The sequence below is a fragment of the Pseudonocardia sp. NPDC049635 genome (assembly GCF_040659795.1).
Classification (GTDB): Bacteria; Actinomycetota; Actinomycetes; order Mycobacteriales; family Pseudonocardiaceae; genus Pseudonocardia.
In genome coordinates, this window is record NZ_JBFAON010000001.1 from 519,564 (window position 1) to 542,729 (window position 23,166).

The window sequence follows — 23,166 nt, forward strand, 5'->3', positions numbered from 1 at the left end:
GGGAGATGATGTCGGGGTGACCGACGACGAGCACTCCCAGATCGACCGCGCACTCGTGATCGCCGCGCACCCCGACGACATCGACTTCTCCTGCGCGGGCACGGTCGCGGTCTGGACCGACGCCGGTGTCGAGGTGACCTACTGCCTGGTGACCGACGGCGACGCCGGCGGGTTCGACCCGGCCGTGCCGCGTTCGGAGATCGGCGGCATCCGGCGATCCGAGCAGCGCGCCGCGGCGGCCGTCGCCGGGGTGAGTGACCTGCTCTTCCTCGGCTATCCCGACGGACGGCTGACGGTCACCCTGGAGCTGCGCCGGGATCTCGCCCGGGTGATCCGGCAGGTGCGACCGGACCGGGTCGTCGTGCCGTCCCCGGTGCGCGACCTGGACAGCATGTACGGCAGCCATCCCGACCACACCGCCACCGGTGAGGCCGCGCTGTGCGCGGTCTACCCGGACGCCCGCAACCCGTGGGCGCATCCCGAGCTCGCCGAGGCCGGGTTCGCCGCGCACACCGTCGGGGAGGTCTGGGTGACCGGCGGCGCGCCCGGTGCCCCGGACACGGCCCGGCACGTCGACATCACCGGCACGTTCGAACGCAAGATGGCGGCGCTGCGGGCGCACCGGAGCCAGACCGCACACATGACGGACCTCGACGGGCTGATCCGGGACTGGGCCACCTCACGGGCGAAACAGGCCGGGCTGCCGGCCGGGCGGCTCGCCGAATCGTTCCGGGCGCTGGACACCCGCTGAGCTCACGGGCTCGACCGGCCCCGTCTCGGGGTGCCTTTGCCCGCAGGCGGGACAAGGAGTAGAGTTAGCCGTACCGAACTCGCGTGTTCGGGACGGGCTAGCCCCGGGTCGATCTGGAGGTGGTCACCATGTTCCGAGCCGCCCCCGAGCCACGCCCGGTCGAGTTCCGGACGGTCGCCCTGGCCGGGCTGCTCATGGTCCTGCTCTCCGCGGCGACGATCGTGTCCGTCTCCGTCGCACCGGCCGCCGTCACGCTTCTGCTGGCGGCCGCCGCGTTCTCCGTCCGCCCGCTGGTCGTCCTGCACCATCGCCGGTCGGCCCCCGCCGAGCAGCCGGCCGCCGGCCGTCGCTGAGCCGCCCGCGGCGGGTCACCGGGAGGCCGGACACACCAGCCCGAACAGCGCCCCCGGGGAGCCGTTCCGGCACCCCGCCTCCGCGGGCACCGGAGCCTGCTCCGGCGCGAGGCCCGTCGGGCTCGACGCCAACAGCAGCGCGGCCCCCGCGACCAGTACGACCACGAGCAGCAGGGCCAGGCCGAACGCCCCACCGGCACCCTCGTCACCGTCGCCCACCGTGCACCCCTCCCCCGGACGGACCACATACTCCCACGGGGAGCACTCCCCTGGGGAGTATGGAAGGGTCCCGGCATGGTGCGAGGTCAGACGACGACCACGACGTCGTTCGCGATGCTGGGGATGCTCGCCGTCCAGCCGTGGAGCAGCTACGAGCTGACCACACAGATCCGGCGCAGCCTGGCGCGGTTCTGGCCGCGCGCGGCCAGCAAGCTCTACGAGGAGCCGCGCAAGCTGGTCGCGCTCGGGCTGGCGACGGCGCAGCCGCGACTGCACGGACGCCGCAGGCGCACCGTGTACACGATCACCCCGGCGGGCAGGCAGGTGCTCGCCCGCTGGCTGGCCGAGCCGGCCGCGCCACCGGTGCTGGAATCCGAGCAGCTGCTGAAGGTGTTCCTCGCCGACCACGGAACACGGGCCGACCTGCTCGCCACCCTTGCCGCCGCCCGCAGCTGGGCCAGGGAGATGGCCGCGCTCGACGGGCAGATCGCGGCCGGCTATCTCAGTGGTGAAGCCCCGTTCCCGCACCGGGCGGCGCTGAACACGATCGTCGGGCGGTACCTGTCGGATCTCTCCGAGGTCACCGAACGGTGGGCCGACTGGGCGACGTCGGTGATGCAGTCCTGGCCGCAGGACATGGCCCTCGCCGAACCCGACCGGGACACGCTGCGCCTCGTCGCCGGCCGTGCCGGTCCTACCGACCGCGCCGACCTGCCCGGCCCGGCCGATCCCGTCGGCTCTGCCGGCCTTGCCGGTCCGATCGGCTCTGCCGGTCCTGCCGGTCCGATCGGCTCCGCCGGCCCTGCCGGTCCGATCGACTCTGCCGGTCCTGCCGACCTGTCCGATCCCGCCGGCCGTGCCGACCGCTGATCGCACCGCCATCGCGCCGGTCGAGCGGGCCGCGGCGCGCGGCCGGAACGGCCCGTCAGGCGTCCCGGGCCACCCGCTCGGCGGCGGCCCGCAGCAGCGGCACCGCGGACTCCAGCAGGGTGTCGGTCATCCGGGTGGTCGGCCCGGAGATGGAGATGGCCGCCGGCAGCGGACCCTCCAGCGCGACGGCGACGCAGCACACGCCGAGCTCCTGCTCCCCCTCGTCCAGCGCGTACCCGGCGGCCCGCACCCGGTCGAGCTCCGCCTCGAAGGCCTCCCGATCGGTGATCGTGTTGTCGGTGTGCGCCACCATCTCGGTGTGCCGCATGATCTCCCGGACCCGATCCGGAGCCATCCGGGCGAGCATCGCCTTGCCGACGGCCGTGCAGTGCGGAGAGACCCTCCTCCCCACCTCGGTGAACATCCGCATCGAGTGCCGGCCCGGTTCCTGAGCGACGTAGACGACCTGGTTGCCCTCCAGCAGCGCCAGGTTGGCGCTCTCACCGAGCGCGTCGACCAGCTCGGCGAGCCGCGGTCGCGCCCACACCCCGACCAGCCGGCCGGCGGCGTCACCGAGCCGCACCAGCCGGGGCCCCAACGCATACTCGCGGGAGGACTGCTGGCGTACGTAACCCCGACCGGCCAGCGTCCGGACCAGCCGGTGGATGGTCGGCAGCGGCAGCCCGGAAGAGGCTGCCAGGTGGGACAGGCTGACCGTCCCGCCTGCGTCGGCCATCGCCTCCAGCAGGTCGACCGCCCGCTCCACCGACTGCACGGTGCTGGAGCGGACCGGAACGGCGGTGTCGCCGTCGCCGGTATCGCTGTTCCGCATGACGGAAACCCTAGCCGCTCGGTGATCCGCGGCGCAGTCTCCGGCCCGGCCGGTACGGGCTCCGCCTCCCGGGAGCCTCGGACCGTCACGAACTGGAGGACACGATGACCGGCATGCCGACCGACACCCCCCTGCCGCTGCCGCTCACCGCGAACTGCTCGATCCTCTTCCCGGATCTGCCGCTCGCCGAGCGCCCCGCCGCCGCGGCCGCCGCCGGGTTCGACGCCGTCGAGTTCTGGTGGCCGTTCGACACCTCGGTACCCGGTGACGCCGAGATCGACCGGTTCGTGACCGCGGTGTCCGACGCCGGCGTCGTCCTGTCCGGGCTCAACTTCACCGCCGGGGACATGACCGCCGGCGAGCGCGGCATCCTGTCCGACCCGGCCCGGCGCGGCGAGTTCACCGACAACGTCGACGTCGCGGTCGGCATCGGGGCCCGGCTCGGCACCCGCGGGTTCAACGCGCTGTACGGCAACCGTATCGACGGACTCGACCCGGCCGCCCAGGACGAGGTGGCCGCGCAGAACCTGGCACTGGCCGGGCGGGCCGCCGCCCGGATCGGCGCCGTCGCACTGCTCGAACCCGTCAGCGGGATCGACCGCTACCCGTTGCGGACGGCCGCCGACGCCGTCGCCGCGCTCGACCGGACCGGGTCCGGCGAGGTCCGCCTGCTGCTCGACATCTACCACCTCGCTGTCAACGGCGACGACCCGGCGGCTGCGATCGACCGCTACGCCGACCGGATCGGGCACGTCCAGATCGCGGACGCACCCGGCCGCGGCGAGCCCGGCACCGGGAAGCTCCCGATCGCGGCCCTGATCGAACGGGTCCACGCCGCCGGGTACCGCGGCCGGATCAGCCTGGAGTACCGCCCGGTGACCGCCGACCCGTTCGGCTGGCTGAGCGCCTGACACCCGACCGACACCTGACCGACCCGCAGAGTCCGAGTCCGGGTCCGGGATCGGGCCTGCTGCGCGACGCCGGGCCCCACCGTCGCGCCGGTCACCCGCGTAGCGCGAGCCTCACCCGGTCGGTGCCACCCCGGCGACCCGATCCCGGGGCCGGGGCACCCGAGCGTGCGCGGTGAGCTCACGCACAGCCGCTTCGGCCGAGGGGAAGGCGCTGCACCGCAGCAGCACCCGATGCGCGCGTAGCGGCAGCAGCTCCGCCCGGCCACCGCAGCCGGCGAGGTGCACCCGCACGCCGTCCTCCCGGGAGCGGGCCGCGACCCCGCCCAGTTCCTCGGTCGCGGCACCGTCGAACTCACTGACCCCGCCCAGATCCAGCACCACGTGGGCCGGAGCGGTGCCGCACGCGCGCTGCGCGTCGATCATCCGGCCGATCGCCTCCGCGCCCTGACGGTCCAGCCGGCCGGTCACCCGGACCAGGCGGACCCCCGGGGCGGCCGTCTCGACGGCGAGCCCGGTCACCGGGTCGTTCCGCACGTCGTCCTCCTCCTCGTCGCACGGTCCACCGGCGGACCGTGTACCGGCGGACTTCCCGGTCACCACCCGGTTACACCGGCGCTGGACGCTGGATCGATCCGGCGGTGGGCCCTGCCGGTCCGCTGGCCCGAAGGGCACGCTACGTGATATACATCACTGCCTGCCGAGCTGGACACGAGCGTCCCGGACCGGCGGGGACCTTCGACCCTGCTGGGTCGTCGAGCGCCGCGTCACCCTTGTCGGGTCGGCCTCGCGACCGGCGCACGCACGAACCACCACCCGTCGCTGGGGAGCGGGCGGGTGGCGCCCCATGGCCGGGGCCGGCGCATTCGGGACCGCCGGCCCCGGCCATCAGGCACGGGGCCGGCGAGGTCGGCCCGCCCGCCACTCGTGGCGGGTGCCGGTCAGCCCGCCTCCGGGTCCCGGTAGCGCTGCTCCAGCTCCCGGATCTCGGCGAGCCCGACGAGCTCGGCGAACGGGTCCACGCCGCCGAGCCGGTCGAGGATCGCGGCCGGCGTCCCCTCGTCGCGCACCACCCGCAGGAACTCGCGCATGGCCGCGGTGGCCGCCAGCAACGTGCCGATCGGGAACAGCACGAGGGCGAAACCGAGCTCGGCGAGCCGCTCCCGCGACAGCGGCGGGGTGCGTCCGCCCTCGGCCCAGTTGAACACCAGCTTGTGCCCCCGCAGCGCCGACGCGACCTGCTCGATGTGCGCCTCCGAGGTGGGCGCCTCGACGAAGAGCAGATCGGCACCGGCGTCGGCGAAGCGCTTCGCCCGGTCGACCGCGGCGTCCAGGCCGTCCACCGCAGCGGCGTCGGTCCGGGCGATGATCAACAGGTTCGGGTCGGTGCGGGCGTCGACGGCGGCCCTGATCTTCGCCGTCATCTCACCGGGCCCGACGACCTGCTTGCCCGCCATGTGCCCGCACCGCTTGGGCATCACCTGGTCCTCCAGGTGCAGCGCGGCGACGCCGGCCCGCTCGTAGTCGCGCACGGTGCGGATCACGTTGACCGGGTTCCCGTACCCGGTGTCGGCGTCCGCGATCAGCGGCAGGTCCACGGCGTCGGCCAGCCGGGCGGCGTGCGCGGCCATCTCCGCGCCACCGAGCAGTCCCACGTCGGGACGGCCGAGCAGGCCGGCCGTGGACCCGAAGCCGGTCATGTACACCGCGTCGAACCCGGCCTGCTCGACGAGCCGTGCGGACAGCGCGTCGTAGGCCCCGGGCGCGAGGACCGGTTCACCGGAGTCGAGCAGGGCGCGCAGCCTGGCACGTCGGTCGCCGGGCTTGCTGAGCAGGTCACCCACGGCAGTCCTTCCATTGTTGTGTACAACTGATCACAGCCTGCCTGGGTCGGCCCCCGAACAACACCCCTCGAGGTACGGTGCGTGGTCCGCCACACTCACCGATTGCATACAACAGCGGAGACGATGCCCGCTGCCACATCCGTCCCGGAGTACGTCACGGCCCCGCCGACTCGTACCGTCACGGCCGCGTCCCGGGGGTTCTCCCCACTGCCCCGAGTGGCGCGAACCGGAACGATGAGCGTTCGTGACCGACACCCGGCCCGCGGCTCCCCGTGATCTCTCCGACCGGCTCCGCCATCCCGTACCGCACCTGTTCGTCTACGCGTTCGCGATCATCCCCGCGATCGCGCTCGTCGCCGCCGTGCCGCTCGCCTGGGGCTGGGGTCTCACCTGGCTCGACGCCGGTCTCGCGATCGGGATGTACGTGGTGTCGATGCTCGGTGTGACGGTCGGGTTCCACCGCTACTTCACTCATGGATCGTTCAAGGCGACCCGGCCGCTGCGGATCGCCCTCGCGGTGGCGGGGAGTCTGGCCGTCCAGGGGCCCGTCCGGCACTGGGTCGCCGACCACCGCAGGCACCACGCGTACGCCGACGCCGAGGGCGACCCCCACTCGCCGTGGCGCTACGGCACCTCCCCCGCCGCGCTCGTCCGCGGGTTCTGGCACGCCCACATGGGCTGGATCTTCGACCGCTCGCTCACCGACCAGCGCCGGTTCACCCCCGACCTGCTCGACGACCCGGACATCGACCGGGTGCACCGTGCCTTCTCCGCACTGACCGTCGTGTCGCTGCTGGCACCCGCCCTGATCGGCGGCCTCGCGACATGGACCTGGTGGGGTGCGTTCACCGCGTTCTTCTGGGCCGGGCTGGTCCGGGTCGCGGTGTCGCACCACGTGGCGTGGTCGACCAACTCGATCTGCCACCTGGTCGGCGAACGCCCGTGGCGGGCCCGGGACCGGTCCACCAACGTCTGGCTCCTCGCGATCCCGAGCATGGGCGAGTCCTGGCACAACCTGCACCACGCCGACCCGACCTCGGCACGCCACGGCGTCGGCCGGTGGGAGATCGACATCTCGGCCGGTGTCATCCGGCTGTTCGAACTGCTCGGCTGGGCGCACGACGTGCGCTGGCCGACCGCGAAGCGACTCGCCCGGCTCGCCGCCCGCCCGGAGCGGGCCCGCACCGCCTGACCCGCCCCGCAGCCCGTCCGTCTGCGCGGGCCCGCCCGAGGGCTGGCCGGCGCAGACGCGGTCAGGGCACCGGGACGACGTGCACCGGCCCGTCGGTGTACAACCGGCACCGGTCACCGGCCCGCCAGCCGGCGCCCGGCTCCGCCCGGACCCGCACCGCGGGCCCACCGTCGGGCTGCGCGGTGACCAGCAGCGCGTCGCCCACGAACTCCACCCGTTCGACGGTGCCCGGCCTCCCCTCGGGGCCGTCCGCATCGGTGATCCGCAGCTGCTCCGGGCGCAGCACCGCGAGGACGGACCCGTCCGGGGTGACCCCGGGACGCCGCAACGCCGGACCCAGCACCGTCCGCACCCGGTCACCGGCCGCCGTAGCGGGCAGCAACGCCGCGTCGCCGACGAAACCGGCGACCCGCGCGGTCGCCGGGCCAGCGTACAGCTCGCGGGGTTCGGCGGTCTGCTCCAGCCGTCCCGCGTGCAGAACCGCGACCCGGTCGCTCACCGACAGCGCTTCGCGACGGTCGTGGGTGATCAGGACGGCGGTGCCGCCGGCGGCCCGCAGCGCCTCCACCACCTCGCCCCGGACCTGCTCGCGCAGTCCGCTGTCCAGCGCCGAGAACGGTTCGTCGAGCAGCACCACCTGCGGCCGCGGGGCGAGCGCCCTGGCGAGCGCGACCCGTCGTCGTTCCCCGCCGGAGAGCTGATGCGGCATCCGGTCGGCCTTGTCCGTCAGTCCGACCAGCTCCAACATCTCCTCGACCCGGGCCCGGGCGGACGCCCGTGCACCGGCGGGGCGGCGCAGTCGGGCGAGCCCGGGAGGGACGAGCCCGAAGCCGATGTTGCGGGCCACCGTCAGGTGCGCGAACAGGGCCCCCTCCTGGGGGACCAGCCCGACCCGGCGGCGCTCGGGAGCCAGCCCGGTGACGTCGTCACCTCCGAGGTGCACCGTGCCGGCGTCCGGCCGGTGCAGCCCGGCGACCACGCGCAGCAGCGTCGTCTTGCCGCTGCCCGAGGCGCCCAGCACCGCGACGAGCTCGCCGACCCCGACCGCGAGGTCGATGCCGTGCAGGACCGGCTCCCCTCCGTACCCTGCGACGATCCCGTTGATCTCGAGTGTCATGATCGTTCCTCCCGGCTCGTACCCGCCCGCACCAGCAGCGCCGCGGGCACGCACGCGACCACCAGCAGGGCCAGCGCCGCCGGGGCGGCCGCGCCGTAGGAGGCCACCGCGGTCCTCCCCCACAGCAGGGTCGCCAGCGTGTCCACCCCGGTCGGACGCAGCATCAGCGTCGCGGGGAGCTCCTTCATCGCCGTCACCATCACCAGTAGCCCGCCGGTCGCCACCCCGGGCCAGGCCTGCCGGGCCGTCACCGCCCACCAGGTGGCGCGCGCCGACCGGCCCAGCGTGCGGGAGACCTCCTCCACCTCGGGCGGCACCCGTTCCACCGCGGAGCGGGTCGCGCCGATCGCCTTGGGCAGGAAGAGCACGGCGTACGCGAAGACCAGCACCACCGCCGTCTGGTACAGCCCCGGCAGCACGGCGAGCGAGAAGAACACCAGCGACAGACCCACCACCACGCCGGGCAGCCCCTGGCCGAGATAGGACAGCGACTCCACCGCGGAGACCGTGCGGCCCCGGTACCGCGCGGCGAGCACCCCGACCGGCACGGCCAGCGCCACGGCGAGCAGCGCGGCCGCGCCCGAGAGCATCAGCGTCGACCAGGCGGCCGAGACCAGCCTCGCCCAGTCGACGTCGACCCCGCCGGCCCGCACGATCCGGGCGATGAGCGCCGCCGGCGGACCGAGCAGGGTCACCGCGGCGACCACCGACAGACCACCGACCGCGAGAGCCGTTCCGGCGCGGCCCAGCCGGACCGGCGGCACCCGCCGGACGGCGGTCGTCGCCCTGGCCCGGGTGAAACGGCGCCGGGCGACCCGTTCCGCCACCACCAGCAGCAGGGTGAGCGCGGCAAGCACGAGCGCGGTGACGGCAGCGGCGGTGCGGTCGATCGAGCCCTCGTAGGCGGCCCGGACCGCCCAGGTGAAGGACTCGTAGCGCAGCATCGCCGGGGCGCCGAAGTCGGACAGGGTGTAGAGCGCGGCGAGCAGCGTCCCGGCCAGCGCAGCCGGGAGCGCCTGCGGGAGCGTCACCCTGCAGTACGCGGCCAGCGCACCGCGACCGAGGGTCCGGGCCGCGTCCTCCGGCCCGGTGTCGGCGGTGCGCAGCGCGGCCGCGGCGGGCAGGGTGACGTACGGGGTGCACGCGAGCACCAGCACGAGCACCAGCGGCCCCAGTCCCTGGGCCGTCGGCGAGATCGCCAGGACGGCGAACGAGAGCAGGTACGACGGGACGGCCAGCGGCAGCGCGGCGAGCACCCACCACAGTCCCGGCCTGGGCAGCCGGACCCGGGCGAGCAGCGTCGCCGTCACCAGGCCGAGCACCAGGCAGCCCGCCGACACGCACGCCACCAGCACCGCCGAGTTCACGGCGAGGGTGACCGTCCGTTCCCGGACGAGGAGCTCGGCGACCCGGTCCGTACTGGCCCCGCCCACCCGGACGAACAGCCATACCAACGGGATCGAGGCGAGTGCGGCGACCACGGCGGCCGCACCCAGCAGTAGCCGGGGAGGGCGCGGAGACGCGCGGGGGCCCGCCGGAGAGATGTTCTCCGGCGGACCCGGTCGCGACACCGCGGGATCCGCGACGTCGGGGCGGTGCAGCACGGTCAGATCAGGCCCACCTGGGTCAGCAGCTGGGTGGTGCCCTCGAGGTCACGCAGCTGCCCGAGGTCGATGTCCGGCGCCTGCAGGTCGGCCAGCGCGGGCACACCCTCCGGCGAGGGCACGCCGTCGATCAGCGGGTACTCCCCGGTCTCGGTGGCGAAGTACTCCTGCGCCTGCTCGGAGACCAGGAACGCGACCAGCTCCTGGGCCTCGGCCGAATCGGCCGCACCGCTCAGGATGCCGGCACCGGTGACGTTGACCAGCGCGCTCACGGTGCCGGGGGCACCGAACTTCATGGCGGCGTTCGGCGGCGGCACCTCGGCCTCGAGGAAGTAGTAGTGGTTGGTCAGTCCGACGTCGATGGCGTTGCTGCTCACCGCCTCGATGATGGCACCGTTGTTCTCGAAGCTCTGCACGTCGTTGGCGCGCAGCCCCTCCAGGAACTCGCGGGCGGCGTCCTCGCCGTCGCTGACCCGCATCGCCGTGATGAACGCCTGGAACGACGCGTTGGTCGGCGCGATCCCCACGCGGCCCCGCCAGCGCGGGTCGGTCAGCTCGGTGACGTCGGCCGGGACCTCGGCCTCGGGGATCGAGGTGTTGTACGCGGCGACCCTGGCCCGCCCGGTCAGGCCGACCCAGCTGCCGTCGGTCGAGGTGTACGGGGCCTGGACGGCTCCGCTGGTCTCGGCCGGGAGCGTCGCGAACGCGCCCGCCTCGCTCAGCGCGCCGAGCGCGCCCGCGTCCTGGGAGAGGAACACCTGGGCCGGTGTCGCGTCGCCTTCCTCCGCGAGCTGGGCCGCGAGTTCGGTGGTGGAGCCGTAGCGGACGTCGACGGTGATCCCCGACGCCTCCTGGAACTGCTGGATCAGCGGGCCGACCAGCTCCTCGTCCCGACCCGAGTACAGGGTGAGGGTGCGCGTCCCCTCGTCCGCCGCCGTGGGCTCGGCCGGGGCGGCGTCCCCTCCGCCACCGGCACAAGCGGTGACGAGCAGGGAGACGGTCAATAGGGCGCCGGCGAACATGCCGCGTCTCGTCGATCGGGTCACGTTGGGGGTCCTCCGAAGTTCGGTCGTACCAGCCCGGAAAGCCGGGAGTGTCCGATCACTCCCGATCAGGGCGAGGGGAGGCTAACCTCTGGCCAGGTTTCCCGGATCTCCCGAGAATTGAGGGGGTGCTCAGAGTGGTGCGGGTTCTCCTGGTCGACGACCACCGATCGTTCACCGACCTGCTCACCCTCGGGCTGGCCGGCGAACGCGACCTGTCCGTGGCCGGCGCGGCGCACTCGGTCGCCGATGCTCGCCCGTTCCTCGCCGCCGGCGCGGTCGACGTGGTGCTGCTCGATGTCCGGTTGCCCGGCGGTGGGCTGTCGCTGCTGCCCGATGTGCACGAGGCGGGGGCCCGCGCGCTGGTACTGACCGCACACCCCCGGCCTGCCCCGGCCCGGGAGGCGCTGGCCGCCGGGGCCGCCGGGTTCCTCGGCAAGGACACGCCGCTCGCCGGGATCGTCGCCGCCGTCCGCGCGGTCGCCGACGGCGGCACCGCGCACGGCGTGACCACCACGGACGCGCCGCACCTCACCCCGCGCGAGGCGGACGTGCTGTCCGGCCTCGCCCACGGCAGGGACGTCACCCGGATCGCCGTCGGCCTGGGCCTCTCGCTGCACACCGTGCGCGACCACGTCCGCGCACTGCTCGGCAAGCTCGACGCCCGCTCCCAACTGGAGGCCGTGGTGGAGGCCGAACGGGTCGGGCTGGTCGCGTTCGACCCCGAGGGCGAACCGATGGCGCCCGCACGACCGCCCGCGCCGCCGTGACCGTCGTCCGCCGGACCCTGCTCCGGCACGCGCTCGCCACCCTGGCCGCGGTCCTGCTGGTCTGTGCACTGGTCGTGGCCGGGGTGTGGTGGCTGGCCCACGACGAAGCGGAACGCCGGGCCGAGCAGATCTCGCGCCGGGTCGCTGCGGCCGTCGTCGTCCCGCTGGCGGACCGCGACCTGGACGCCGCCGGGCCGGAGGCCCGCCAGCAGCTACTGGAGGACGTCGCCCCGTTCCGCACCGTCGGGATGGTCACCCGGGTCAAGATCTGGCTGGTCGAGGGGCCTTCGGCACGGGTGGTGTTCTCCGACGAGCCGAAGATCGAGGGGCTGACCCGCCGGTTCGACCCGGAACTCGCCGCCCGGCTGGACGGCGGCGCGGCCGTCGTGCTGGACGTCCCGGTCGACGAGGAGCACCGCTACGAACCGGGCCCGAACCAGCGCGAGGTGTTCCTCGGTTTCACCGATGCCGCCGGCCGGCCCGCCCGGCTGGAGGTCTATGTCCCGGTGGACATCAACGGTGCCACCGTCCGCGCGCTCGGCCTGCTCGTGCCACCGGTGATCGCCGGACTGCTCGCGGTGGCACTGGCCGTGCTGCCGTTGTCGGTCGCGCTGGCCCGCCGCCGGGACCGGGAGCGGGCCGAACGGCGGGACGCGGCGCTCTACGGGCTGGCCGCGGGTGAGCTGGCCCGCCGCGACCTGGCCCGCAGGCTGCACGACGACGTGCTGCCCGGTCTCGCCTCGGCCGGGATGATGCTCGACCTGGCCCCGGCCCGCCCGGAGCTGCTCTCCCGTGCCCGGGAGAGCGTCGGCGACGGGATGACCCGGATCCGCTCGGTGCTCGACGAGCTGCTCCCCGAGGAGATCGATGCGGCCGGGTTGCCCGGCGCGCTACGCGCGTTGGCCGCCGCGGACGAGCCCGTCGCTGCGGTCGAGATCGGCACGGTGGACGGACTGGGTGACCGGTCGGCCGTACTGCTGTACCGGGCGGCGGGAGAGCTGCTGCGCAACGCGCGTGCGCACTCCTCGGCGAGCCGGATCACGGTCCGGTTCGCCGTCGTCGGCGACCGGGCCCGGCTCACCGTGTCCGACGACGGCACCGGCTTCGACCCGGACGCCCACCCGGTGCCCGGCCACGTCGGCCTCCCCCTGGTGCGTCGCGCCGCCGAGGACGCCGGCGGCCGGGTCACCGTGCGCAGCGCCCCCGGTGCGGGCAGCACCGTCGTGGTGGAGCTGCCCGCGACCTGACCTGCGGATGCATGATGTGCACCGAAGCACATCCGGCAAACTTGCACACACTGCACCGTTCTCCCGTACAGTCGTTGCGTGACATCAACTACCCGCTCTGCGGAGGAGGTCGCTGCGCACCGCCGCGACGTGCTGCTCCCGTTGACCGGTCTTCTCATGGCGCTGTTCGTCGGTGTGCTGTCCAGCACGATCGTCTCCAACGCGCTCCCCCGGATACTGGGCGATCTCGGCGGCACCCAGGCGGAGTACACGTGGGTGGTCTCGGCCGCGTTGCTGGCGATGACCGCCTCCACCCCGATCTGGGGCAAGCTCGCCGACCTCTACTCGAAGAAGCTGCTCGTCCAGGCGGCGATCGGGATCTTCCTGATCGGTTCCCTGCTGTGCGGGCTGGCGGTGTCGACCTCACAGCTGATCGGTTTCCGGGTACTGCAGGGGCTCGGGATGGGCGGTCTGCAGGCCCTCACCCAGGTCGTCATCGCGGCGATCATCGTCCCGCGCGAGCGGGGCCGCTACATGGGGTACCTCTCGGCGATCATGTCGCTGGCGGTCGTCGGTGGACCGCTGCTGGGCGGCATCATCGTGGATTCCCCCCTGGGGTGGCGCTGGTGCTTCTTCGTCGGTGTCCCGCTCGCCGCGATCGCGATGGTGGTGCTGCAACGCACGCTGAACGTCGCCACCGTGAAGCGCGACGACGTCACGATCGACTATCTGGGTGCGTTCCTCATCGCTGCGGGTGTCTCCGCGCTGTTGCTGTGGATGTCGCTGGCCGGCAAGCAGTTCGCCTGGACCTCGCCGATCTCCATCGGCCTGATCGTCGGTGGGCTCCTGCTGCTGGCGCTGACCGTCGTCGTCGAACGGCGGGCGAAGGAACCGGTGCTGCCGCCGTTCCTGTTCCGGGACCGAACCGTGGTCCTGGCGACCGTGGCGAGCCTGTTCGTGGGCGTCGCGATGTTCGGCTCGACGATCTTCCTCTCGCAGTACTTCCAGCTGGCCCGCGGCGCGACCGCGACCGAGGCCGGTGTGCTGACCCTGCCGATGATCGGTGGCATGTTCCTCGCCTCGACCCTCACCGGTCAGCTGATCACCCGCTACGGGGCCTGGAAGCGCTACCTGGTCGCCGGCGGGGTGGTGCTGACGGCCGGCCTCGCGCTCGGTGGCGTGGTGATCTCCTCGACGGTCCCGTACTGGCAGGTCGCCCTCACGATGGCGATGATCGGGCTCGGCGTCGGTGCCACCCAGCAGAACCTCGTCCTCGCGGTGCAGAACACGGTCGCGCTCCGGCACATGGGGTCGGCCAGCTCCACGGTGACGTTCTTCCGGTCGCTCGGCGGCTCGGCGGGCGTCGCCGGGCTGGGCGCGCTGCTGGCCGCGGTGGTCGGCAGCCGGACGGCGGCCGGCCTGGCCGAGACCGGCCTGGCCGACGGGGCGGGCCCGGTCAGCGGCGGCCAGGTCCCGAACCTCGGCGAGTTGCCCGAGCCGGTGCGCGCGATCGTCATGGAGTCCTACGGCCACGCCACCGCGATGATCTTCCTGGTGGCCGCGCCGCTGGCGTTCCTGGCCCTGCTCGCCATCGTCGCCCTGCGCGAGGTGCCGCTGCGCGACACCCTCGACCTGCCCGCGGAGCCGACCCACGGTGACGCCCCCGGCCCGGTGCTGCACGGCGTGGTCCGGGCCGACGGGGCGCCGGCCGGTGGCGCCGTGCTGACCGTGCTCGACGGGCACGGCGCCGAGCTCGGCAGCACCCGGGCCGACGCCGAAGGCCGCTACCGGCTGTGCGTCGCGACCGGCACCGTCTCCACGGTCTACCGCTGGGAGGGCAGACCGGCCGCACACCGGGTGACCGTCCCGCAGGAGGGCCTGCGCCTCGACGTCGATCTCGATCCCGACGACGGGGGGCTCCGCGCCGCGGCCGATCCCCCGGCCCGGCACAACGTGGGGGCCGACCGTGGCTGAGTGCGCCCCCGGCCGACGCGAGCGGAAGAAGGCCGCCACCCGGACCGCGCTGGCCGCCGCTGCGCTGCGGCTGTGCAGCGAGCACGGCCTCGAGCACGTCACCGTCGAGCAGATCGCCGATGCGGCCGACGTCGCGCCACGGACGTTCTTCAACTACTTCACGTCCAAGGAGGAAGCCGTCGTCGCCGGCAACGCGACCTCGACCGACGTGCTGGTCGAGGCGTTCGCCGCGCGACCGGCGGACGAGCCGGTGCCCGAGTCGCTGCGGCACGCGCTGCACGCCGTGGTGGCCGACCCCCAGCACCGCGAGCGGGTGCTGCGGATGCGGGTGCTGCGTGGGCACCCGACGTTGCTGGCCCACCAGCTGGCCGCGTTCGTGGCCCAGGAGCGGGCGCTGGCCGAGGCCGTCGTGGCGCGCACCGGTGCGGACCCGGCCCGTGACCTGTATCCGATGCTGGTCGCCGCAGCCGCCGTCACCGGGCTGCGGGTGGCCGTGCAGCACTGGTTGGGCGACCACGGCGCCGATCCGCGCGACCCGGATCTGCCCCAGCTCGTCGACGAGGTCATGGCCCACTTCGACGCCGGCCTGCGTGCGGTGACTGCGGCACCGGCCTGACCCCGGCCCGGGACCGGCCGGCCCGGCCGGTCCCGCCGGACGGCGACGGGACGGCTCGACCCGCACCGTGCTGGATCCGTGGCGAACCGGCAGAGCGACGGCGCGCCGTCACACGGCGGTGGAGACGGACTCGTGCCACGGAATGACCAGCCGTTTGGCCGTGGTCACCGCCAGGTAGAGCAGCGAACCCAGAACCGCCAGCAGCACGATCACCGCGAACAGCCGAGGCGCGTCGAGCGCGTTGAGGCTCGACACGGCCAGGAAGCCCAGGCCCGCGCTACCGCCCAGGTACTCCCCCACGATCGCCCCGATCACCGAGAAGACGATCGCCACCTCGGCCCCGGCGAACACGTACGGCAGCGTCGAGGGCAGCTCCAGGTTCCGGAACGTCGCCCAGCGACCGGCCCCCAGGCCCCGCATCACGTCACGGTGCCCCCGCTCCACCGACCGGACGCCCAGCATGACGTTCAACATGATCGGGAAGAACGCGAGCAGTGCCGCCATGATGATCTTCGACGTCGGGCCGAACCCGAACCAGATCACGAAGATCGGCACGAACGCGACCTTCGGTACCACCTGCAACGCCACCAGGGCCGGCTGCACCGCGCGCTGCAGCCACACCACGCGTCCCAGTACCGCCCCGACCGTCACCCCTGCGACGAGTGCGATCCCGAACCCGGCGAGCACCTCGAACAGGGTGATCCCGACGTGGCCCCAGATCTCCGGGCCCGCGAACAGCTCCGCCAGCGCCGAACCGACCGCAGCCGGCGCGGGAAGGATGAACTCCGAGACCCCGACCACCGACACCGCGAACTGCCAGCCGCCCAGCAGCAACGCCAGCATCACCGGTCCCGAGACCCACGGCAGCCGGCGCATCCACACGGACTCGCCGTTCGGGCCCGTGGGATCCGGACCCCCCGGGCTCGTCGCGACCCGCCCGTCCACGCCCGGCCGGGCACCTCCCACCTCGGCATCGTTGCCCTGCTCGGGCACCTGCTCACTCCGCTCGACCGTCGTCATCGCGTCTCAGTCCTCCCGGTCCAGCTCGCGCCGCAGCCCGGCCACGATCTCCCCGAACTCGGCGTGCGTCTCCACTCCGGCCGACCGCGGCCGGACCAGCCCCACCGGCACGACCGACCGGATCCGCCCTGGCCGCGGGGTCAGCAGCACCACCCGGTCGGCGAGGAACACCGCCTCCGGGATCGAGTGCGTCACGAACACCACCGTCGCCCCGGACACGGCGTGGATCTGCTGCAGCTCCAGGTTCATCCGGTCCCGCGTCAGTGCGTCCAGCGCCCCGAACGGTTCGTCCATCAGCAACACCGACGGATCGCAGGCCAGCGCCCGGGCGATCGCCGCCCGCTGCCGCATCCCGCCCGAGAGCTCCCGCGGATAGGACTCCTCGAACCCGGACAGGCCCACGGTGGCGCACAGCTCCGCCGCCCGCGTCCGTCGAGCCGCCCTCCCGGCCCCGCGCAGTTTCAGCGGGAGCCCCACGTTCTCGGCGACCGTGAACCACGGGAACAGGTTCGCCTCCTGGAAGACGAGCCCGAACTCGGCGAACACGGCGTCGTCGCGCCGCCCGGCGACCCACGCCGGGCGACCTCCCGCCTCGACGGTCCCCGCCGAGGGCGCCAGGAGACCGGACAGGATCCGCAGCAGCGTCGTCTTCCCGCAGCCGGACCGGCCGACCAGCGACACGAACTCGCCGCGGCCGACCTCCAGGTCGATCCCGGACAATGCGTGCACCTCACCCCGTCGGGTCGGATAGACCTTGTCCACGCCCGACACCCGGATCCCCACCGCCCGGGAGGCGAGCTCCCCCGCCGCGCGATGTGCCATGTCCTGCGTCATGCCGCCTCCTCCTCGGGTCGAGCGCTCTGCGCGGTCGTCCCGGCCACGTTGCGCACGGTGCACAGCCGCTCGGCGTCCGGCGCGGTGGCATACCGGATCAGCAGGTCCGTCGCCGCGGCGACGGCCGGGCCGTCCACGCCGTCACGCATCCTGCGCTCGTCGTCGGTGAGGATCACGCCGCACCTACCGCGGCTGGCTCCCTCGTACTCGGACTGGGCATCGTCGCCGGTCTCCTCGTGGCGGGGTGGTCGGGCCGGGATCAGTCGTCGACGTTCTCCGGGACACGACCGGTGAGCTCGGCGGCGTCGAGGTCGTGCACGCTGCCGTCCGGCCCGGCGCGGCCGGGGAAGTAGGACGCCAGGCCGTCGCGGCGGCGCAGGCCGTACTCGCGCGCCGTGGCGGCCACCCGGCCGGCGAGCTCGGCGGGTTCCGGCGCGGCGTCGACCAGAACCACCCGCCGGCCGAGCCGGGCGGACTCAGCGGCGGCCGACAGCCCGGCGATGCCGGAACCGACCACACAGACGTCGGTGGCCACGGCGTGCTCCGCCGGATCGCCGTCGCTGACCGGGGCGTGCCGGACGACGGTGCGCACCGGCAGGTCGATGAGCGGATGAGGCATGGCTCACACGCTAGGCACGGCAGCGACGGCTCCGGAAATAGAGCTTCCGCCTGCCGATCATCGATGCGGCGAATAGTCCCTGTTCAGAGCGGGTTCTTGGACGGCTCCGGCGATCTCGACGAGGAGGTCGCGCAGCCAGCGGTGGGCCGGGTCGGCGTCGAGGTCGGTGTGCCACCACCCGCTCGACCATCGGCCCGGGCTCACCCGGGCCGTCCGGCACGGCCGGACGGAGCCCTCATCCGGGCGCTCGGGTCGACGGACCGTCGGTCCTGCCCGCGGCTCGGGCACCGGCACGGCCGGGTCGCACCGGTGCCGCCAGGAACGCCAGCACCCGGCGCAGCAGCAGAGCGGCGGCCACCGGGTCGTGGTCGGGCGACGCCGGCTCGGCGAACAGATGCCCGTCACCGGGGTAGAGCGCCAGCACGGCGTCCGGCGCCTCGGCGACCAGTGCCCGCGCCGCCTCCGCGTCGCCGTCGCCGGTGAACCACGGGTCGTGCTCGGCGGCGTGCACCTGGACCGGCACCCCGGGCGGCCACCCGCCGAACTCCGACGACGGCAGGCAGGCGTGGCACAGGACGGCGCCGCGGGCGCCCGGGCGGGTCTGCGCGAGCCGCTGTGCGGCGACGACACCCAGCGAGAAGCCGAGGTAGACCTGCTCGGGCGGCAGGTCTGCGACGGCGGCCGCGGCCCGCTCGACGAGTGCGGGGAAGCCGATCGACCGGACGTGCTCGACACCGGCCTGCACGGTGTCGAAGGTGCGGCCGTCGAACAGATCGGGCACCGTCACCGTGTGCCCGGCGGCGGCCAGGTCCGCGGCGAACCCGCGCACCCCCGGCGTGCGGCCCAGTGCGTGGTGCAGAACGACGACGTCCGCCATCGGATCCTCCCGGGGTAGGCGATCCGGGACGCTAGCAGTCAGCCGGTGCGGCGACCGGTCCACTGCGGCTCGACGCGTGCCCAGTCCAGCTCCCAGGCGCGGGCGAACCGGCGTGTCGTCCAGCGGAACGCGAGGAACCCGGCGCCCAGCACGAACCCGCCCCACAGCACAAGGGTCAGGAAACCGGCACCGAGGCCGACCGCTCCGGCGTCCGCCGCGGTGAGCGGCGGCCCGGTCAGCACGCCGTCCCCGCCGACCCAGACGGTCACCCGGTCCCCGACCTCGCGCAGGCCGGGGACGGAGGTGCGGCCGGTCCGCTCGGACCCGTCCGGTGCGGTCCAGGCGACGGTGACGGCCTGCAGCCCGACCTGCGGATCACCCGGCGGGCTGGCCCGCCCCGTCACGACGGCCTCGATCGCGGTCCGATCCGCGGCCTCCGCTGTCCCGCGCTCGGCGACGACCCGGTAGGCCGCGGAGCCGGCGAGCCAGGCCGCCACCAGACCTGCGACGACGAGCAGGCCCAGCCCGGCCCACAGCACGTCCTCCCACCGGGCGGTGCTGCGCCGCAGCCGGTCGGCGGATCCCTCCCCCGGGGGTGCGCCGGCCCGGCCGGGCTCGTCCGCAGTACGCATGGCCTCTCCTCGCACGAGCTCCGGTCCACGGTCGCGTCGTGACACCGGTGGTTCGTGCACGCCGCAACAGCGCTGGTCTGTGCACAGAGAAATACCCTCGATGTGGGGCCGCTACAGCCCCCTCGGGACGAGGATCACGCGTGAACCGGTGCACGGCGCATCCAGCCGGGCGGGCGCCGACCGACAGAACGGGCCGGGTCGCGGAGAGATCCCCGTGGCCCGGCCCGTGCGGTGAGAGCGTCAGCCCGTGTTCGCCGTCCGCTTCGGCAGCACCCAGTGCGGCCGCGGGAAATGGCAGGTGTAGCCGTACGGGTACTTCTGCAGGTAGTCCTGGTGCTCCGGCTCGGCCTCCCAGAACTCGCCCACCGGCTCGACGTCGGTGGTCACCCGGCCGGGCCAGAGCCCCGAGGCGTCGACGTCGGCGATCGTGTCCAGGGCGATCCGGCGCTGCTCGTCGTTCGCGTAGAAGATCACCGAGCGGTAGCTGCGGCCGATGTCGTTGCCCTGCCGGTCCTTCGTCGTCGGGTCGTGGATCTGGAAGAAGAACTCCAGGATCTCCCGGAAGCTGATCCGTTCCGGATCGAAGACGATCTCGACGGCCTCGGCGTGGTCACCGTGGTTGCGGTAGGTCGCGTTCGGCGTGTTCGGATCGCCGGAGTAGCCGACCCGGGTGGAGACGACGCCCGTACGCTTGCGGAGCAGCTCCTGCACTCCCCAGAAGCAGCCGCCGGCCAGGATCGCGGTCTCGGTCATCTCAGGGCCTCCTGTTTCGGGTTCGTCCGCTAGAACGGCACGTCGGCTCGGGATGTTCCCTCGCACACGACCGTCGCACAGGGGGACCTTCGCCCCTGGGAGCCGAGCTGCGACCGGCGGACGCTGGACCCGGTGGCTCGCATCCTCCTCCGGGTCGGGTCGCCCGGGCCGGTTCGCCCCCGTCGAGCCATCGCCCCCGACCCGGCGCGGGACGGGCCGGCCCGCACAGCACCGCCCCGGTCAGCCGTCGGTGCCGGGCCGGGCCTTTCCTGCCGCTTCGGCGGTGTCCCCGTCCTCGGGCTCCCCCGCCGACCCGGCCGAGCCGTTCTGGGCCGCACCATCCCCCGTCCCGGCCGACCCGCCGGTGCCGGAGTCGGTGCTGGCGTCCGTGCCGTCGCGGGCGCTGCCTGCGACGACCGCCCCGGTGGCGCCGGCCCCGGCCGGCACGGACGGCTCTCCGGCCGGTTCGGCGGCGTGCCCGGCGAAGCGCTGGTCGCGCTGGTCGATCTGCTCACCCAGATAACGCAGCAGCACGGCGGCGACCGCGGCGACCGGCACCGCGAGGAACGCACCGGCGATCCCGCCGAGCGAACCACCTGCGGTCACGGCGAGCAGCACGACCGCGCCGTGCAGCTTGAGGCTCTGCCCCTGCAGGAACGGCTGCAGCACGTTGCCCTCGACCTGCTGCACGACGACGATCAGCACCAGCACCAGCACCGCGGTGGTGAAGCCCTGCGTGACCAGCGCGATCAGCACGGCGAGCGCGCCGGCGACGAAGGCACCGACGATCGGGATGAACCCGCCGAGGAAGGTCAGGATCGCCAGCGGAAGCGCCAGCGGCACGCTGAGCAGCACCAGGCCGATACCGATGAAGACGGCGTCGATCAGGCTGACCAGCGCCTGCACCCGGATGAAGCCGCCGAGCACCGCCCACATCCGGGACAGCACCTCGGTCAGGTGCCCCCCGGCGGTACGCCCGCTGATGGAGGTGATCCAGGGCAGGAAGCGCGGGCCGTCCTTGATGAAGAAGAACGTCAGCACCAGCGCGAGCACGATCGCCAGCAGACCGGAGGCGACCGTCGACACGCCGGTGAGCACGCCACCGGCGATGGCGCTCGCGCTCTGCTGCAGCTGCGTGGTGATCTGCGTGAGCAGGTCGCCGATCTGGCCCTCGCCGAGGTTCAGCGGCGGGCCGGAGATCCACTGCTGGATCTGCGCCAGGCCGGCCACCACTCCGTCGACGATCTGCTGGGACTGGCCCACGACCGACGGCGCGATCGCCACGAACAGTCCGGTGATCGCGCCGATCCCGACCAGCAGCACGACGATCGACGCCAGGGCCGGGGGCACCTTGCGGCGGATCAGCCACGCGGCAGGCGGGCGGAGCACCGTGGTGAGCAGGATGGCCAGCACCACCGGCCAGGCGATGACCCAGAAGCTGCCGACCACGTAGCCGATGAGGACCAGCCCGACCGCGATCAGCGCGAGCCGCAGGCTCCAGGCCGCCATCCAGGTCAGTCCGTTGCCGATCAGCGTCCCGCGGCTGGTGAACGCGGTCACCGGGGCGGGACTCAGCACCGATCCACCCGCCGGATCCCTGCGCGGAGAGATCGGCCCCGACCCCTGGACGGCCGGTTGCGACCGCGACTCCATAGCCCACCCCGTTCGTACCGGCCCGTCCTCGACGGGCGCTGTGCGGCGCAACCATAACTGCGCCGGGGTGCACCCGCCGGGATGCGCGCCGGGGCCGACCGGACACCCGCCGTCGGCGGAGGCGGCTCCGCGGACGGCGGGTGCTCACGCCTGCTCCTCCTACTTCAGGGCGGTGTAGAGGGCACCCTCGAAGTTCCCGTACAGGTTGAGGGCGCCCTCCTCGATGAAGGGCAGCGAGTTCGTGTAGATCGAGGCGCAGATGCCGGTGGTGCGGTCGACCCAGAAGTGGGTGTTGAACAGCCCCGCCCAGGCCCCGGTCCCCGCCCGGCGTGCACCCGGGACGTCGGCGGTGTTGAGCAGCAGCCCGTAGCCCCACTTGAACCCCGGGCCGGGGGCGAAGGTCGCGGTGATCGGCGGGTCGGCGGTCGGGATCTCGGCCGGGAAGTCGAGGTCGCCGATCTGGTTGCTGAACGCGGCGTCGACCGTCTCCTGCGCGAGGATCCGCTCGCCGTCGAGCTCGCCGCCGCGCAACAGGGCGCGCTCGAACCGGATGTAGTCCCGCGGGGTCGAGTAGAGGCCGTGGCCGCCGGCCCACCACTCCGGCTCCTGCGGGAGCAGCTCGCCCGCCGACGCCCAACCGCCACCCTCGGCCGGCACGTGCACCGAGACGGCGTTGGCCTTGCGGCCCTCGTCGAGCAGGAACATGGTGTCGTCCATCCCGAGCGGACCGGTGACACCCTCCTTGACCAGCACGTCCAGTCCCTTGCCGGTCACCTTCTCGACGACCTTCCCGAGCCAGTCGGTGTTGATGCCGTACTCGAAGGTGGTGCCGGGATCGGCGAGCAGCGGGGCCTTGAACGCCCCGGCGCCGCCGAGCACGTTCGGCGTCCCGGTGACCTGCTCGAAGCGGGCGAGCTTCTCGTTGAAGAACCAGTAACCCAGGCCGCTGGTGTGGGTGATCAGGTTCTTCACCGTGGCCCGGACCCCGGCCGGTCGCAGCTTCGGGGTGTCGCCGTCGACGCTCTCCAGCACCTGCAGCTCGGCGAACTCGGGCAGATAGGTGTCGACCGGGGCGTCGAGTTCCAGCGCACCCCGCTCCACCTGCTGCAGCGCCACCGTGGTGGCGATGATCTTGGTCATCGACATGATCCGGAACTGGGTGCCGGTGTCGACGTCGCCGGACTCGCCGACCGTCCGCGGGCCGGCACCACCCTCGTAGATGATCCCGTCGCGGTCCGCCGCGATCGCCGCGACGTGCGGCACCGCGCCGTCCTGCACGGCGGTCTGCAGCAGCTGGTCGATCGCACTGCCGTCGATCCTGTTCGCCATCCGGTCCTCCACGAGCCTCGCAGTGACGTGTTGCCCTCGATGTGACGTGAGCCACGGGGCGTTCTCGGCGTCATCCTGTCGGATCGGGTCACCGAGCGACCCCCTCCAACGGGTGGGGCGAGCACCTCGG

Annotated in this window: 25 protein-coding genes; 9 read left to right on the forward strand and 16 right to left on the reverse strand. The window is 73.7% G+C overall.

Translation table 11 applies throughout. The features are described 5' to 3' along the window. Positions 1-16 precede the first annotated feature (16 nt). Both AB0J24_RS02395 and AB0J24_RS02400 read left to right on the forward strand, forming a co-directional pair. Positions 17-751, forward strand: coding sequence for a PIG-L deacetylase family protein (locus tag AB0J24_RS02395; RefSeq protein WP_358674159.1), 735 nt, complete (start codon positions 17-19; stop codon positions 749-751). A gap of 128 nt (positions 752-879) precedes the next feature. After that, positions 880-1,104: a hypothetical protein gene (locus AB0J24_RS02400; protein WP_358674162.1), complete on the forward strand. Its 225-nt coding sequence runs from the start codon at positions 880-882 to the stop codon at positions 1,102-1,104. Positions 1,105-1,119: 15 nt separating this feature from the next. On the opposite strand, the gene AB0J24_RS02405 is transcribed toward AB0J24_RS02400, so the two are convergent. Continuing rightward, positions 1,120-1,323, reverse strand: a complete 204-nt coding sequence (locus AB0J24_RS02405; RefSeq protein ID WP_358674165.1) for a hypothetical protein — start codon at positions 1,321-1,323, stop codon at positions 1,120-1,122. A gap of 75 nt (positions 1,324-1,398) precedes the next feature. Between AB0J24_RS02405 and AB0J24_RS02410 the strand changes: the two genes are divergently transcribed. Further along, on the forward strand, positions 1,399-2,193 hold the full coding sequence (locus AB0J24_RS02410) for a helix-turn-helix transcriptional regulator (RefSeq protein ID WP_358674168.1): 795 nt from the start codon (positions 1,399-1,401) through the stop codon (positions 2,191-2,193). Positions 2,194-2,248: 55 nt separating this feature from the next. Here AB0J24_RS02410 and AB0J24_RS02415 read toward each other — a convergent pair whose 3' ends face one another. After that, on the reverse strand, positions 2,249-3,025 hold the full coding sequence (locus tag AB0J24_RS02415) for an IclR family transcriptional regulator (RefSeq protein WP_358674170.1): 777 nt from the start codon (positions 3,023-3,025) through the stop codon (positions 2,249-2,251). Positions 3,026-3,138: 113 nt separating this feature from the next. Between AB0J24_RS02415 and AB0J24_RS02420 the strand changes: the two genes are divergently transcribed. Beyond that, on the forward strand, positions 3,139-3,936 hold the full coding sequence (locus tag AB0J24_RS02420; protein WP_358674173.1) for a TIM barrel protein: 798 nt from the start codon (positions 3,139-3,141) through the stop codon (positions 3,934-3,936). A gap of 111 nt (positions 3,937-4,047) precedes the next feature. Here AB0J24_RS02420 and AB0J24_RS02425 read toward each other — a convergent pair whose 3' ends face one another. Next, on the reverse strand, positions 4,048-4,470 hold the full coding sequence (locus tag AB0J24_RS02425; protein ID WP_358674176.1) for an STAS domain-containing protein: 423 nt from the start codon (positions 4,468-4,470) through the stop codon (positions 4,048-4,050). A gap of 404 nt (positions 4,471-4,874) precedes the next feature. Further along, positions 4,875-5,777, reverse strand: coding sequence for an oxaloacetate decarboxylase (locus tag AB0J24_RS02430; RefSeq protein ID WP_358674179.1), 903 nt, complete (start codon positions 5,775-5,777; stop codon positions 4,875-4,877). 310 nt (positions 5,778-6,087) lie between these two features. Between AB0J24_RS02430 and AB0J24_RS02435 the strand changes: the two genes are divergently transcribed. Next, positions 6,088-6,969, forward strand: coding sequence for an acyl-CoA desaturase (locus AB0J24_RS02435; protein ID WP_358674382.1), 882 nt, complete (start codon positions 6,088-6,090; stop codon positions 6,967-6,969). A gap of 61 nt (positions 6,970-7,030) precedes the next feature. On the opposite strand, the gene AB0J24_RS02440 is transcribed toward AB0J24_RS02435, so the two are convergent. The 3 genes from AB0J24_RS02440 to AB0J24_RS02450 form a co-directional block, all read right to left on the reverse strand. Next, on the reverse strand, positions 7,031-8,086 hold the full coding sequence (locus tag AB0J24_RS02440; RefSeq protein ID WP_358674182.1) for an ABC transporter ATP-binding protein: 1,056 nt from the start codon (positions 8,084-8,086) through the stop codon (positions 7,031-7,033). Further along, a complete protein-coding gene (locus AB0J24_RS02445) occupies positions 8,083-9,567 on the reverse strand; it encodes an ABC transporter permease subunit (protein ID WP_358674185.1) in 1,485 nt (494 codons plus the stop codon). The genes AB0J24_RS02440 and AB0J24_RS02445 overlap by 4 nt, the downstream gene beginning before the upstream one ends. Before the next feature lie 125 nt (positions 9,568-9,692). After that, entirely contained in the window at positions 9,693-10,736 is a 1,044-nt protein-coding gene (locus AB0J24_RS02450; protein ID WP_358674188.1) for an iron ABC transporter substrate-binding protein, read from the reverse strand. 134 nt (positions 10,737-10,870) lie between these two features. Between AB0J24_RS02450 and AB0J24_RS02455 the strand changes: the two genes are divergently transcribed. The 4 genes from AB0J24_RS02455 (at position 10,871) to AB0J24_RS02470 (ending at position 15,319) form a co-directional block, all read left to right on the forward strand. Beyond that, on the forward strand, positions 10,871-11,503 hold the full coding sequence (locus tag AB0J24_RS02455) for a response regulator transcription factor (protein ID WP_358674191.1): 633 nt from the start codon (positions 10,871-10,873) through the stop codon (positions 11,501-11,503). Further along, positions 11,500-12,750 carry an ATP-binding protein gene (locus tag AB0J24_RS02460; protein WP_358674194.1) on the forward strand — a complete coding sequence of 417 codons (1,251 nt, stop codon included), beginning with the start codon at positions 11,500-11,502 and terminating at the stop codon, positions 12,748-12,750. Before AB0J24_RS02455 ends, AB0J24_RS02460 begins: the two co-directional genes overlap by 4 nt. 78 nt (positions 12,751-12,828) lie before the next feature. Continuing rightward, the gene (locus tag AB0J24_RS02465) at positions 12,829-14,703 is read left to right on the forward strand and encodes an MDR family MFS transporter (RefSeq protein ID WP_358674197.1); all 1,875 of its coding nucleotides are present in this window, start codon (positions 12,829-12,831) and stop codon (positions 14,701-14,703) included. Further along, complete coding sequence (locus AB0J24_RS02470) at positions 14,696-15,319, forward strand: TetR family transcriptional regulator (protein ID WP_358674200.1); 624 nt, start codon at positions 14,696-14,698, stop codon at positions 15,317-15,319. Before AB0J24_RS02465 ends, AB0J24_RS02470 begins: the two co-directional genes overlap by 8 nt. Positions 15,320-15,427: 108 nt before the next feature. Here the strand turns inward: AB0J24_RS02470 and AB0J24_RS02475 are convergent, their stop codons facing one another. The 9 genes from AB0J24_RS02475 to AB0J24_RS02515 all read right to left on the reverse strand — a co-directional run bounded on the left by AB0J24_RS02475 (position 15,428) and on the right by AB0J24_RS02515 (position 23,036). After that, positions 15,428-16,339 carry an ABC transporter permease gene (locus AB0J24_RS02475; RefSeq protein WP_358674203.1) on the reverse strand — a complete coding sequence of 304 codons (912 nt, stop codon included), beginning with the start codon at positions 16,337-16,339 and terminating at the stop codon, positions 15,428-15,430. Between the two features lie 6 nt (positions 16,340-16,345). Continuing rightward, entirely contained in the window at positions 16,346-17,173 is an 828-nt protein-coding gene (locus AB0J24_RS02480) for an ABC transporter ATP-binding protein (protein WP_358674206.1), read from the reverse strand. Continuing rightward, positions 17,170-17,349, reverse strand: a complete 180-nt coding sequence (locus AB0J24_RS02485; RefSeq protein WP_358674209.1) for a hypothetical protein — start codon at positions 17,347-17,349, stop codon at positions 17,170-17,172. Before AB0J24_RS02485 ends, AB0J24_RS02480 begins: the two co-directional genes overlap by 4 nt. Positions 17,350-17,432: 83 nt before the next feature. Continuing rightward, complete coding sequence (locus tag AB0J24_RS02490) at positions 17,433-17,792, reverse strand: FAD-dependent oxidoreductase (RefSeq protein WP_358674212.1); 360 nt, start codon at positions 17,790-17,792, stop codon at positions 17,433-17,435. A 235-nt stretch (positions 17,793-18,027) separates the two neighbouring features. Then, positions 18,028-18,669: a dienelactone hydrolase family protein gene (locus tag AB0J24_RS02495; RefSeq protein WP_358674215.1), complete on the reverse strand. Its 642-nt coding sequence runs from the start codon at positions 18,667-18,669 to the stop codon at positions 18,028-18,030. Positions 18,670-18,707: 38 nt separating this feature from the next. After that, the gene (locus tag AB0J24_RS02500; protein WP_358674218.1) at positions 18,708-19,301 is read right to left on the reverse strand and encodes a hypothetical protein; all 594 of its coding nucleotides are present in this window, start codon (positions 19,299-19,301) and stop codon (positions 18,708-18,710) included. A gap of 240 nt (positions 19,302-19,541) precedes the next feature. Beyond that, positions 19,542-20,054, reverse strand: a complete 513-nt coding sequence (gene msrA / locus AB0J24_RS02505) for a peptide-methionine (S)-S-oxide reductase MsrA (RefSeq protein ID WP_358674221.1) — start codon at positions 20,052-20,054, stop codon at positions 19,542-19,544. Positions 20,055-20,294: 240 nt separating this feature from the next. Next, complete coding sequence (locus AB0J24_RS02510; protein WP_358674224.1) at positions 20,295-21,632, reverse strand: AI-2E family transporter; 1,338 nt, start codon at positions 21,630-21,632, stop codon at positions 20,295-20,297. A gap of 234 nt (positions 21,633-21,866) precedes the next feature. After that, entirely contained in the window at positions 21,867-23,036 is a 1,170-nt protein-coding gene (locus tag AB0J24_RS02515; protein ID WP_358674227.1) for a serine hydrolase domain-containing protein, read from the reverse strand. Between the last annotated feature and the right edge of the window lie 130 nt (positions 23,037-23,166).

What these genes read in the sequence shown, in the direction of transcription:
- AB0J24_RS02480 (WP_358674206.1), bottom strand. Translation starts at nt 17,173, where the DNA reads ATGACGCAGGACATGGCACATCGCGCGGCGGGGGAGCTCGCCTCCCGG.
- AB0J24_RS02400 (WP_358674162.1), top strand. Translation starts at nt 880, where the DNA reads ATGTTCCGAGCCGCCCCCGAGCCACGCCCGGTCGAGTTCCGGACGGTC.
- AB0J24_RS02500 (WP_358674218.1), bottom strand. Translation starts at nt 19,301, where the DNA reads ATGCGTACTGCGGACGAGCCCGGCCGGGCCGGCGCACCCCCGGGGGAG.
- AB0J24_RS02415 (WP_358674170.1), bottom strand. Translation starts at nt 3,025, where the DNA reads ATGCGGAACAGCGATACCGGCGACGGCGACACCGCCGTTCCGGTCCGC.
- AB0J24_RS02490 (WP_358674212.1), bottom strand. Translation starts at nt 17,792, where the DNA reads ATGCCTCATCCGCTCATCGACCTGCCGGTGCGCACCGTCGTCCGGCAC.
- AB0J24_RS02410 (WP_358674168.1), top strand. Translation starts at nt 1,399, where the DNA reads ATGGTGCGAGGTCAGACGACGACCACGACGTCGTTCGCGATGCTGGGG.
- AB0J24_RS02515 (WP_358674227.1), bottom strand. Translation starts at nt 23,036, where the DNA reads ATGGCGAACAGGATCGACGGCAGTGCGATCGACCAGCTGCTGCAGACC.
- AB0J24_RS02420 (WP_358674173.1), top strand. Translation starts at nt 3,139, where the DNA reads ATGCCGACCGACACCCCCCTGCCGCTGCCGCTCACCGCGAACTGCTCG.
- AB0J24_RS02495 (WP_358674215.1), bottom strand. Translation starts at nt 18,669, where the DNA reads ATGGCGGACGTCGTCGTTCTGCACCACGCACTGGGCCGCACGCCGGGG.
- msrA (WP_358674221.1), bottom strand. Translation starts at nt 20,054, where the DNA reads ATGACCGAGACCGCGATCCTGGCCGGCGGCTGCTTCTGGGGAGTGCAG.
- AB0J24_RS02440 (WP_358674182.1), bottom strand. Translation starts at nt 8,086, where the DNA reads ATGACACTCGAGATCAACGGGATCGTCGCAGGGTACGGAGGGGAGCCG.
- AB0J24_RS02475 (WP_358674203.1), bottom strand. Translation starts at nt 16,339, where the DNA reads ATGACGACGGTCGAGCGGAGTGAGCAGGTGCCCGAGCAGGGCAACGAT.